The 11932-nt window shown below is 44.5% G+C and carries 9 protein-coding genes; 4 read left to right on the plus strand and 5 right to left on the minus strand.

All coding sequences use genetic code 11. The features are described from left to right. The first annotated feature begins 325 nt into the window (after positions 1-325). Positions 326-1516, plus strand: coding sequence for an amino acid aminotransferase (locus tag R2S67_RS07770; RefSeq protein WP_012841647.1), 1191 nt, complete (start codon positions 326-328; stop codon positions 1514-1516). Between the two features lie 87 nt (positions 1517-1603). Here the strand turns inward: R2S67_RS07770 and R2S67_RS07775 are convergent, their stop codons facing one another. Next, positions 1604-2245 (minus strand): outer membrane beta-barrel protein, encoded by a 642-nt coding sequence (locus tag R2S67_RS07775; protein WP_012841646.1) that lies wholly within the window; start codon positions 2243-2245, stop codon positions 1604-1606. A gap of 318 nt (positions 2246-2563) precedes the next feature. On the opposite strand from R2S67_RS07775, the gene R2S67_RS07780 reads away from it, so the two are divergent. Both R2S67_RS07780 and R2S67_RS07785 read left to right on the plus strand, forming a co-directional pair. Continuing rightward, positions 2564-4453 (plus strand): DUF294 nucleotidyltransferase-like domain-containing protein, encoded by a 1890-nt coding sequence (locus R2S67_RS07780; protein ID WP_005396868.1) that lies wholly within the window; start codon positions 2564-2566, stop codon positions 4451-4453. Positions 4454-4461: 8 nt separating this feature from the next. Beyond that, the gene (locus R2S67_RS07785; RefSeq protein ID WP_080936826.1) at positions 4462-5181 is read left to right on the plus strand and encodes a 3'-5' exonuclease; all 720 of its coding nucleotides are present in this window, start codon (positions 4462-4464) and stop codon (positions 5179-5181) included. A 70-nt stretch (positions 5182-5251) separates the two neighbouring features. Here the strand turns inward: R2S67_RS07785 and R2S67_RS07790 are convergent, their stop codons facing one another. Together R2S67_RS07790 and R2S67_RS07795 are read right to left on the minus strand one after the other, a co-directional pair. Further along, the gene (locus tag R2S67_RS07790) at positions 5252-7135 is read right to left on the minus strand and encodes a methyl-accepting chemotaxis protein (protein ID WP_124008283.1); all 1884 of its coding nucleotides are present in this window, start codon (positions 7133-7135) and stop codon (positions 5252-5254) included. A 229-nt stretch (positions 7136-7364) separates the two neighbouring features. After that, positions 7365-8936, minus strand: a complete 1572-nt coding sequence (locus R2S67_RS07795) for a BCCT family transporter (RefSeq protein WP_005394723.1) — start codon at positions 8934-8936, stop codon at positions 7365-7367. Between the two features lie 387 nt (positions 8937-9323). Here R2S67_RS07795 and R2S67_RS07800 point away from each other — a divergent pair, with 387 nt between their 5' ends. Next, positions 9324-9800: a MarR family winged helix-turn-helix transcriptional regulator gene (locus tag R2S67_RS07800; protein WP_031780419.1), complete on the plus strand. Its 477-nt coding sequence runs from the start codon at positions 9324-9326 to the stop codon at positions 9798-9800. Positions 9801-9840: 40 nt separating this feature from the next. Here R2S67_RS07800 and R2S67_RS07805 read toward each other — a convergent pair whose 3' ends face one another. After that, positions 9841-10479 carry a response regulator gene (locus tag R2S67_RS07805; RefSeq protein ID WP_005394727.1) on the minus strand — a complete coding sequence of 213 codons (639 nt, stop codon included), beginning with the start codon at positions 10477-10479 and terminating at the stop codon, positions 9841-9843. Next, positions 10472-11827, minus strand: a complete 1356-nt coding sequence (locus R2S67_RS07810) for a cache domain-containing protein (RefSeq protein ID WP_012841643.1) — start codon at positions 11825-11827, stop codon at positions 10472-10474. The genes R2S67_RS07805 and R2S67_RS07810 overlap by 8 nt, the downstream gene beginning before the upstream one ends. Between the last annotated feature and the right edge of the window lie 105 nt (positions 11828-11932).

An 11932-nucleotide genomic window follows, 5' to 3' on the forward strand; every position in this document is an offset into this window, starting at 1 on the left:
CCGACATCTATACTTCTTACAAGCAAACGCTCCACCTTTAGTGGGGCGTTTTTGTCTCAACTAGTAACCGCCACTCAACGTAAATCACTAACGCAAAGCACTGAAGTCAAACGATTGGTACGTGAACAAAACTTCATCAACCATGGTATAAATCCCCTTCAAACTCTGTGCCTACCAAACGTTTCCATGGCAAAAACTTTAGTTATGTTAGAATTCTGTTTCAAATCGCAACTTTTTTAGGTTTTCTTTTCAGTAACGGTTGTAACCAATATTGCTGAAAGGTATAAATGTTAGCACACCCCTTCGATTAACATGGATGAAGATTATGTTTGAAAAAGTAGTTGCCGCTCCGGCTGACCCTATTCTTGGCCTTACTGAAGAGTTTAAAAAAGATACTCGCGCAGACAAAATTAACCTTGGCGTAGGTATTTACAAAAACGAGCAAGGCGAAACTCCCGTTCTTGCAACAGTAAAGAAAGCTGAAGCAGCGCTTGTTGAAACTGAAAAAACCAAGTCTTACCTAACTATCGAAGGCACAGCAGAGTACGGCATTGCAGTACAAAAACTGCTTTTCGGCTCTGATGCGGAAATTGTAAACGAAAAACGCGCTAAAACAGCTCAAGCTCCAGGTGGTACCGGTGCATTACGTGTTGCTGGTGAGTTCATTAAACGCCAACTTGGCGATGTAAAAATTTGGATCAGCAACCCTACTTGGGCAAACCACAACGGCGTATTTACTGCTGCTGGTATCGAAACGGCACAATACAGCTACTACAACGCTGAAACAAAAGACAAAGACTTCGATGCAATGCTAAACGATCTGCAATCTGCATCTGAAGGTGACATCGTGCTTCTACACGGCTGCTGCCACAACCCTACAGGTATCGACCCAACTGCTGAAGAATGGGAAACATTGGCGAAACTAGTCGCAGAGAAGAAATTGCTTCCTCTATTTGACTTCGCATACCAAGGCTTTGCTAAAGGTGTGGAAGAGGATGCGGCGGGTCTTCGTACTTTTGCTAAGTACAACAAAGAAATCCTAGTCGCGAGCTCTTTCTCGAAAAACTTTGGCCTATACAACGAACGCGTTGGTGCCTTCACGTTAGTAGCGGAATCAGAAGAAGTCGCAACAACCGCATTCTCGCAAGTCAAAGCCATTATTCGCTCTATCTACTCTAACCCACCAGCGCACGGCAGCGCGGTCGTGACTCACATTCTTGGCAATGCCGAAATGCGTGCGGAATGGGAAGCTGAAGTAGCAGAAATGCGTGACCGTATCCAAGAGATGCGTGAACTATTTGTAGCGACACTAAAATCAGAAGGTGTGGACGCAGACTTTAGCTTCATCGAACGTCAAAATGGTATGTTCTCTTTCTCTGGCCTATCTAAAGAGCAAGTAAACCGTCTGAAAGAAGAGTTCGGTATTTACATCGTCGGTTCAGGCCGAATCAGTGTTGCTGGTATGACGAAGTCAAATATGGGTCCTCTATGTAAAGGCATTGCAGCGGTTTTATAATCGATAGTCGCATACTTTATTAAAAGAAAAGGTCAGCATAAGCTGACCTTTTTGTTTTTATTTATTGCCAATAAATGAACCTGTCCGCTAGTAGACAAACTTCAAACTCAGCCCCACTTCATTGACATAATCAGAGCTCTCACCGCTGTAATCGGTATCTCTAAACTGATAAAAAAGACCAGTACCAATAACATCATGCCATTGGTAGTTAAAACCTATCTTAAAATTGTTCTCATCGACGATATCACTGCGGTTAACTTCCACCTCGGCCGTCGCAATAAGTTTTTCACTGAATAAGTAATTCACCCCAACGGTGACGGCTTGAAGCAATTCGCTATCTGAAGATAACGTATTATCCGTTTTGTCGTCCGTCGCTTTCGCTTTGATTGCACCTATTCCATATTTACCGTAGATATCGAATTGATCCGTAATCCCATAACGATAACCACCACCAAACAACAAACGGTCAATGCGAAGAGTAAAGTCGTCCGGATGGAAAAACTGCGCCGAGTAATCGACATTAAACAACCAGTTCTCAGTAAATAAGTAATTACCACCGAGTCCAATTGTGGTCGCGTTCGAATTATCTAACCACTCTTCATTTGTGGTTCCGGCACCCACATCCAAGTGAATGTGTTCATACCCAAATTTTTCTGCTTGGTCCATGACCGCCGCGCTAGTTGCTGCTGGCAAAGCAGCTAAAGACGCAAGCAATAAACTTCTCACCATTCGACTTCCTTTCATGAGAATTATTTAAACACCGCCCCAAAATCACCTTGAGTGGCTTAGTTCAACAAAAATAACTTAGTTTACAGACGCGGTAACGATTTGAAATCTGCTATGCCTCTAAATCAAGCATTGGCCCAAAATATGTCGACCACGTCCGCTCACCTTTTAAGTGACTATATAGTAGTAGAAATGCCGATTCCTTATCGTGCGATATGTCAGAATCTTATGACTGAGTACGAAAATCACGGTTCAGATAAGACTCTGTTTTAAAACTAAGTTAAGATTACTTTATTATTTGCGAACTAAAAGGCACCTTCGATGGATGCAGAACTTCTCGAGATTTATAACTTTCTCGCCAAGTACCCCCCGTTCAATGAACTCCCTGAAGAAACACTAAACAAGGTGACAGAGAGTGTCGAGATCTCGTACTACCGAGAAGATACCCCAATTATCCATTTTGGAGACTATATCCAAGATCTCTACGTGGTGCGAAGCGGTGTCGTAGAGGTTTATCGACGCAAAGGAGAGCTTTATAACCGTCTTGATGAAGGTGACCTATTTGGCCAGATGGGAATGCTAACCAACAACAAAGTACGCTTTCCGGTAAAAGCCATTGAAGATACTCTGCTCTACTGTATTCCTGGTGACGTTTTCCAAGAGATATACGACAACTTTGATTCCTTTGCAGACTTTGTCGAAGTGGAAAATAGTGCTCGTTTACGCCAAGCTATTTCAGAAAACAAAGATGCCAATGACCTGACGACATCGAAAGTGAAAACCTTGCTGACTGGCGATGCTCATACGATTGATCGTGGACAGACAATCCAGCAAGCCGCGCAGCAGATGGCGAATGACAACGTATCTGCTCTACTTATCGTCGATCCAGATTTCGTTCGTGACGAAGATGATCCACAGTCTCCGGTACTTGGTATTATTACTGACCGTGACTTGTGTACCCGTGTGTTGGCCGAAGGCTTGTCTCCACAGGACGATGTATCAAGTGTGATGACCACTGAAGTCATGTCTCTTGATCACAATGCCTACATCTATGAAGCAATGTTAACCATGCTGCGTTACAACGTGCACCATCTGCCTGTGGTTAAAAACCAATTGCCTATTGGTATTATCGAAACAACCGACATTGTTCGTTATGAATCACAAAACTCGCTCTTATTGGTGAGCAGCATTTTCCAACAACAGACCATCGAAGATTTGGCAGTTGTTGCTGAAGAAGTAAAAAGCAGCTTTGTACGCCTGGTCAACGAAGATGCCAACTCACACATGGTGGGCAGTGCGATGTCCGTGATTGGTCGAAGCTTCAAACAGCGTCTGTTAGAAATGGCTGAAGAAGAGCTTGGCCCACCACCAATTCCTTATTGTTTCCTTGCACTTGGCTCAATGGGACGTGATGAGCAACTGTTGGTGACTGACCAAGATAACGCCATCATTCTAGATGAGACCTACCAAGAAGAGAAACATGGTAAGTACTTCGAAGCTTTAGCGAAATATGTCAGTGATGGATTAGATGCCTGTGGCTACAAGTATTGTACGGGCGATATTATGGCAACCAACCCATTATGGCGCATGACTCGTTCAGAGTGGGAAGAGTGCTTCGCTGACTGGATTGATAACCCGAACCCGAAAGCGCTACTCAACGCGTCTATCTTTTTCGATCTGGATGGCGTTTACGGTCGCTTAAAATGGGCAGAACAATTAACCAGCTTTATTGTTCGTCGTGCGCGTAAAAACAATCGCTTCTTAGCCTGTCTGGCTCGTAACGCACTTAACCGAACGCCGCCACTTGGCTTTTTTAAAGACTTTGTGATGGAGAAAGATGGCAGACACAACAACTCCATCAATCTCAAACGTCGCGGTACGGCTCCTCTGGTCGACTTAATTCGCGTTCACTCTCTAGCGGTTGGATCACGTGCACAGAACTCGTTTGAGCGTCTCGACGACATCATTGATGCTGGCATTTTGCCAAAAGGTCGTGCACAAGACTTAAAAGACGCACTAGAGTTTATTTCCATGGTGCGTATTCGTCACCAAGCGACGGACGTGGAATTAGGCATTGACCCAGATAACAATATCGAACCAGAAAATCTCTCTGAATTTGAACGTCGCAACCTAAAAGATGCTTTCCAAATCCTAAGCAATGGTCAGAACTTCCTTAAGTTCCGCTACCAAGCGAACAAGAGCTTTAAGTGAGGTTGAACATGATCAAAAAGCTCTTTCAGAAGCCAACCATTCAGTGGCCAACGAAATTTGAACAAAAGTTGGAGATGGCTAAAGATGAGAATTTAATTGCGTTTTATAGCAATAAACCACCTGCACCAGAGACCCCCCTGTCTGAGGTGGAGTTCGTCGCGCTAGATTTCGAAACGACGGGGTTGAACCCCGAAAAACATGACATCATTACCATTGGTTTAGTGCCGTTTAACTTGAAGCGGATTTTTTTGCGCAATTCGCGTCATTGGAAAGTTCGCCCGCAGCGAGCACTCGATGAAGACTCAGTAATCATACATGGTATTACTCACAGTGAATTGATCGATGCACCTGACTTGGGTGACATCTTAAGCGAGCTACTACCATGCTTAAGCGGAAAAATCATTGTTGTGCATTATCGTCGTATCGAGAGAGAATTTCTGGATAAAGCACTCAAAAGCCGATTAGGGGAAGGAATTGAGTTTCCAGTGATAGATACGCTGCATCTTGAAGAAACCATTCAACAGAAACGCTCCGGCTCACTCTGGGAGCGTTTAAAAGGGAAAAAGCCAGAATCGGTTCGGTTAGCGCAATCTCGACGCCGTTATGGTCTGCCAGACTATACCCCTCACCATGCATTAACCGATGCAATTGCTACGGCAGAACTGCTACAAGCGCAAATCGCCCATCATTATAGCGAAGACCAACCGATCAGTGAGTTCTGGCTATAACATCTTTCTAGCTTAATAAGCGATCAAAAAAGGAGCCAAATGGCTCCTTTTTATTTAGGTCGGTATCCGATTACAGCTTAAAGCGTTGAATCTCTTGCTCTAATTCGTGTGAAAGCTCAGATAGGTGGGCAGCTTGTTCTGCTGCTTGATGAGCTTCTACCGACAGCTCGTTAGAAACGTCACGAATGCCTTCAGTATTACGCGTGATCTCGGTTGTTACCGATGCTTGCTCTTCTGCCGCCGATGCAATCTGCGTTGCCATGTCACTGATACGCTCAACAGCAGTATGGATTTGCGTCAAGCTCGCTGCAGCCGCGTTCGCATCATCAACACTGGTGTCAGCCAGACGACGGCTATCACCCATGATGCCAACCGCTTTCGCTGTTGTGCCCTGTAGCATCTCGATAGTTTCTTGAATCTCTTGCGTTGAAGCATGAGTGCGTTGGCTCAATACGCGAACTTCATCCGCAACCACAGCAAAGCCACGGCCTTGTTCACCTGCACGTGCTGCTTCAATTGCCGCGTTAAGTGCAAGTAGGTTAGTTTGCTCAGCAATACCTTGAATCGTTGATAGAATGGTATTGATGCTATTTCCGTGTGCTTCTAGCTCTTGAATCACATCAGTGGCAACTTGAACTTCTTGCGCCAAGTTCTGGATAGAACCTTGCGTCTGAGTCACTTGGCTAGAACCGTGTGAACAAGCTTGAACCGCTTCCTCTGAGTTACTTGCCGTGCTATCTGCATTACCTGCGATTTCTTGTGTCGCTGCTGCCATTTCGTTCACAGCCGTCGCAACCATGTTGATCTCATCTTGCTGGTAAGAGATACGCTGACTGCGCTCTTCAGCTTGCTGTGCCGTCGTGCGTGCTTGCTCTGAAAGCGCAGATGATACGTGGCTAAGCTTGGTCACCATCGTGTGCATGTTGCCAACAAAGCGGTTGAAGTTTTCAGCCAGTTTACCTACTTCATCATCACTGCGTGGTTCTAGTCGTTGCGTTAAGTCACCTTCACCAGATGCAATTTCCTCAAGTGCATTTGATACGCGGCTCAAGTCACGGAACAAGAAACCAACCAACCAAGATACCGCAAGAATAACCACAATGGTGATCATCACTGCAGTGATCAATAGGTCACGTAGCAATACCGCATGCCCTGCTTCTTCCGTTGCGCGATCCATTTCAATCGCGAACATCCAATGCGTGCCAGGTACTTTATTAAAGTAGTAAAGCTTCTCTTGGCCTTTGATTACAGTATCTTCGATACGACCTTCATCTGCAGCGCGCTCGATTGCCTCTTCTGAAAAGTCTTTTAGAACACTGGTGATAGGCTTAAGCGTTAAGCTTTTATCAGGATGCGCTAGGAACGTACCTTCGTTCATATCGATTAACATCGCATGCGCATTTTCACCTGCATCTAGGTTAATCACGTCGCTGATGAGCTGATCGATCAGTACATCTGCACCAACAACACCAACAAACTGACCATTTTTCATTACTGGCTCAGCAATGGTTACAAGCAGCGCGTTAGTGATTGCATCTTGATATGCAGCTGTGATGATCTGCTTACCTGCGGCGTTAGCATCTTTGTACCAAGGACGAGTACGAGGGTCGTAATCAGCACGGTTACGCTCAGGGTGAGAGCGATACATATCACCGTTTGGTGTACCAAGGAAGATGTCATCAAAGCCACCAGCCTTGCGAGCTTGTTGTAGGAAAGGGACAACGTCTTGCTCTGTCGAGTAGTCGTTGAATGCGGTAGCAATATCTTTGCGGATATTGACCCAATCAGAAATTCCTTCTGACGCAGTAGTACTTAGACTTTGCGCACGTGAATAGACACCTGAACGAGTCTGATCAAATAATTGACCAGCCGACAACCAAGTAAGTGCTGTTGCCATCACAACAACAGCAGAAAGGCTTGCGCCAATAAGCTTTTGTTTTAATGATAATTTCATATTTATAGTTTTTGAGTTGGGAGAACAGTTAAGGTGTGTGAATATTACACACTTTTTCACGACTATTCACTAATTTTTAAAAACAAAATAGCACATTAACTCTTTGTAAAATATGAACTTTCATGTGTCATTTTTTTGTCTCACCGTCATAAAAACCGCACAAAAAAAGCCAGCAAAATGCTGGCCTTTTGATTACTTGTTACTCAGACAGATTTATAAAATGCCTGAGTTATTGACGTTCTGTTCTCATACCCATCAATAAGCTCACACACATTGCAAGCAGAATGAAGGTAAACGGTAGTGCTGTAGAAATTGCACCTGCCTGAAGCGCTTGAACTGCTTCTGAGCCACCAATCCACAGTAGAGCAACCGCAATTGCACCTTCCATAAATGCCCAGAAAACACGTTGAAGTACAGGAGCGTCGACTTTACCGCCCGCTGTGATGCTGTCGATAACAAGTGAACCAGAGTCAGAAGACGTGATGAAGAACACAAGTACCAACACAACAGCAATGATTGAAAGCATGCTACCAAATGGAAGAACATCGAACATTTGGAACATAGCAAGTGAAACGTCAGTCAAACCATTCGTGCCCAACTCACCTACTTTATCAACAACTTGCTCGATCGCTAGACCACCAAATACTGACATCCAAACAACAGTAACAGCGGTTGGAACCAATAGAACGGCTGTAATGAATTCGCGAACGGTACGACCGCGAGAAACACGCGCAATGAACATACCTACGAATGGTGACCATGAAATCCACCAAGCCCAGTAGAATACTGTCCAGCCTTGGAACCATGCTTCATCTGTACGACCAAACGGGTTACTTAGCGGAATAATATTCTCTACGTATGCCATAAGTGTGGTTGGAATCGAGCCTAAACTCGCCGCCCAACCGATAAGACCAACAAGAATCAGTAGCAAGAACGCCACAACCATGTTGATGTTACTAATGACTTTAACGCCACCATCAATACCACGTACGACTGAAACAACAGCAAGCAAAGTTACAACGGTAATGACGACGATTTGTAGGCCCAGGCCTGGCTCAACACCAAATACGTGATGAATACCACTTGCCGCTTGTTGTGCACCTAAGCCCAGTGACGTTGCAAGACCAAACAAGGTCGCAAGAACGGCCAAGATATCCACGATATGACCAGCCCAGCCCCACGCGCGATCACCCAGAAGCGGGTAGAAGATCGAGCGCATAGACAGCGGTAATCCTTTGTTGTAGGCAAAGAATGCTAAAGAAAGTGCTACAACACCGTAAATTGCCCATGGGTGAAGACCCCAATGGAACATCGTCGCACCCAGTGCCAATCTCGCTGCTTCTGGTGTATTTGCTTCAACACCGAGTGGCGTTTCATACCAACCAGTGAAGTAAGCGACAGGTTCTGCGACACTCCAGAACATTAAACCGATACCCATACCAGCCGCAAATAGCATTGCAAGCCATGACATGAACGAGTAATCGGCAACAGCGTCTTTACCACCTAAGCGGATTTTACCCATTGGCGAAACGATAAGTGCCAAACAGAAAATAACGAAAATATTACCTGCAATAATGAACAACCAATCGAATGAACCAATGATCTTCCATTTCAGCCCATCAAGTGCCGTCTTTGCGGTATGTGCATCTAGAACTAATGCAGCGACAAGAAACAGCGCAATTAAACCTGCACTAATACCAAAAACTGGGTTATGAACATCAAAACCCCATTTTTGAACGTTGTCTTGACCTACCGTATAGTCGGTACTATCGATACTGTACTTATCTATACCCTTTGTCATCGTTCCTCTCTATTTTTGTACTGTTTTTACGTACCAAACAAAAAAATCTTTCGAACACGATACGTTTTACATTCCGTGAAGGCGCAAGATCCTATCATTTGACACGTTTTTGTCTATCTTTTTGCTATGAAAAAATCCAATAACTTACTTTTCACTCAGCAATTTCCGCCTTTAAAAGGATAAACCACTAGCGCAATAGTTAGACCACAAACATTTATTGCTATAATAATTTTAGGTCTTCTTATTTTGTCTACACGACGCGACAAAATGAAATTGGAGACACTACTTAAAATTGTAGTGGTAATTTTTGATTCCACCCCTTTAAATAAGGGCGCATTTAAGTTAGTGTCGCCTCGATAAATGTTCCCTACAGACTGGATGAATAAATTGGAAAAGTACGAAGAAGTATTGGTCTCGATTCGTCAGATCATCCGCGCTATTGATTTACATTCTAAAAAGCTGAGCAAAGAGTCTGGATTGACCGCTCCACAGTTGATTTTGATGCGTGCTATCAATGAGTTAGATAACGTAACGATTAAACAGTTGTCTAGCCACACTAACATGAGCCAAGCGACCGCAACGACCATTCTAGATAGACTAGAACGAGGCCAGTTTGTTGAGCGTCAGCGCAGTGTTCAAGACAAGCGTAAAGTGCATGCTGTACTTACGAGCAAAGGCCAAGAAGCCCTAAAGCAAGCACCAACGCCATTGCAGGAACACTTCATTAATCGATTCCAAAAATTGGAAGAATGGGAGCAGTCTCTGCTGCTATCTTCCGTTCAGCGCATCTCAACAATGATGAATGCAGAGGATATCGATGTCGCTCCAATGCTAGAGCTTGGCAGCATTACAAAAGTTGATTAATTTCGCTCTCACGTGCTCGCTTTTTGCGGGCACTACTCTCCTACTCCGTTAACCCTGTTTCAAACGCATATTTCGCTAGCTCTGCCGTCGAATGTAAATCCAACTTGTGCTTAATGTTATGGCGATGCGTTTCTACCGTTCGGTAGCTAATGTTAAGTAGTGTGGCTATTTTCTTACTGCTGTTTCCTTGAGCAACTAATTTAAGCACCGCCTCTTCCCTGCGGCTGAGTGGATTCGTTTTTTGAGTGGCTGGCACCACCTCTTGGGTAAAAAGCGTTTGTGTGACAGACTCGCAGAAATACGTTGAACCTTGATTCACCGTTTTTATTGCTTGCACCATTTTCTCGGCCGAGATTTCCTTGAGCATGTACCCTACTGCGCCAGCTTGCATGACCTTCATGATGTATTCACGGTTATCGTGCATGGTCAGCATAAGTATTTTGCTCTCTGGTCGCTCTTCTTTAATTACCCCTGTCGCTTCAATACCGTTCATTATCGGCATGCTAATGTCCATCAAGATGACATCAGGCTGAAGGTGCTTTGCGACTTCAATCGCTTCCAGCCCATTGCTTGCCGTACCGACCACTTCAATGTCAGGCTCTAACTCCAAGCGAGCCATGAAGCCATCTAAGACCACTTGATGATCATCAACAATCACCACACTAATCGGTTTATCCATAAACTAATTCATCCAAATTAAGCAGCACGGTAATCTCTGTTCCTAAACCAAGCTCACTCATCAGTTCAAACTCACCACCAATGAACTCTACACGCTCTTGCATGTTCCTTAACCCAATCCCTTGTTGGTGCACTGCTTGGTTAACCACAAAGCCAACACCGTCGTCACGTATGAGTAATTGCAGCATATTGCCCATTTTTTGCAAAGTAACCGTCACTTTTTTCGCTCTTGCGTGTTTTTCGATGTTGTTCAAAGACTCTTGAGCAACACGATACAAGGTCGTCGCGACCTCCGACGTCAGTTTGTACTGCTGAGTATCAAAATTACTCTCGATATCAATCCCAGAGTGAGAGTGAAAGTCTTGCAGTAAAGTGGTCAGTGCCGCCTCTAAGCCGATATCATCAAGGGCGCTAGGGCGAAGTTGATGAGAAATATGCCTTACTTCATTTATCGCGGTGACCAATGAGCGTTGCGATTTATCTAAGTGGGATTTGAGTTTTTCGTCTTCCAGTCTATGACTCATTAAATCCAAATGACATTTACTAGAAACTAACAGCTGGTTGATTCCATCATGCAACTCTCTCGCTAGATGCTTTTTCTCATCCTCTTGAAACATGACGGTTTTATGTGCCAACTCTTTAAGGTTTTTATCGGCAAGACGGTGTTCATGCAGATTAATCGCTAAAGTGAGAACGATAATTACAGCAACGGTCACCGCTAAGATCACGACGACCGAGAAAAAAGTCGTTTCGATATTTTTGTTCACCGCAGCACGCATATTGGCGACTTCTTGACTGACGTCCTCAATATAGAGCCCTGTCCCTATCATCCATTCCCACTTATCGAGCCATGCGGCGTAGCTAAGCTTTGGGACGACCTCACCCGTAGATGGCTTTTGCCACAGGTACTGATGAAATCCACCACCTGATTGAGCTTGATACAACAAAGCTTCGATTAGACGATCGCCATTCTCGTCTTCAAGATAGAGTAAGTTCTCCCCGACTAGCTCTGGAAGAACAGGATGTACAAGGTTGGTGCCGTATTTATCGTAAGCAAAAAAGTAGCCGTCTGCTCCGTAGCTTAAACGGTTTAAAATCGCTTTCACGCGTGTTTTAGCAACGCCCTCTTCTAAGGTTGGATCGTTGTAGATATAAGAAATGGAGTCAAAGGCGACGTCGACCGTGTCTTTGAGCGCCGCCTCTTTTGATTGGATCAGGTTTTGATGAAAGATCTCTACCTCTCTTTTGCCAAGAGTCTTGGTTTGATAGATAGAAATCCAACTGATACTCGCTGACACCAATACCACGGGTATCAATGTCAGCAGAATTAACTTTGCTTTGAGAGGCATCCCTTTCCTCCATGAAACGCTGCTTTACAGCTCACTATCTTAGCAGCACAAATAACTCGACTTCGTCCGCCTAGACATAAATAGCAGCTTAACAACTTGTCTCAA

Source organism: Vibrio sp. T13N, assembly GCF_032970445.1.
Lineage (GTDB): Bacteria > Pseudomonadota > Gammaproteobacteria > Enterobacterales > Vibrionaceae > Vibrio > Vibrio diabolicus.

Excerpts from the sequence above, each read along its gene's own strand:
- R2S67_RS07770 (WP_012841647.1), top strand. The coding sequence starts at position 326 with ATGTTTGAAAAAGTAGTTGCCGCTCCGGCTGACCCTATTCTTGGCCTT.
- R2S67_RS07775 (WP_012841646.1), bottom strand. The coding sequence starts at position 2,245 with ATGGTGAGAAGTTTATTGCTTGCGTCTTTAGCTGCTTTGCCAGCAGCA.
- R2S67_RS07780 (WP_005396868.1), top strand. The coding sequence starts at position 2,564 with ATGGATGCAGAACTTCTCGAGATTTATAACTTTCTCGCCAAGTACCCC.
- R2S67_RS07785 (WP_080936826.1), top strand. The coding sequence starts at position 4,462 with ATGATCAAAAAGCTCTTTCAGAAGCCAACCATTCAGTGGCCAACGAAA.
- R2S67_RS07790 (WP_124008283.1), bottom strand. The coding sequence starts at position 7,135 with ATGAAATTATCATTAAAACAAAAGCTTATTGGCGCAAGCCTTTCTGCT.
- R2S67_RS07795 (WP_005394723.1), bottom strand. The coding sequence starts at position 8,936 with ATGACAAAGGGTATAGATAAGTACAGTATCGATAGTACCGACTATACG.
- R2S67_RS07805 (WP_005394727.1), bottom strand. The coding sequence starts at position 10,479 with ATGGATAAACCGATTAGTGTGGTGATTGTTGATGATCATCAAGTGGTC.
- R2S67_RS07810 (WP_012841643.1), bottom strand. The coding sequence starts at position 11,827 with ATGCCTCTCAAAGCAAAGTTAATTCTGCTGACATTGATACCCGTGGTA.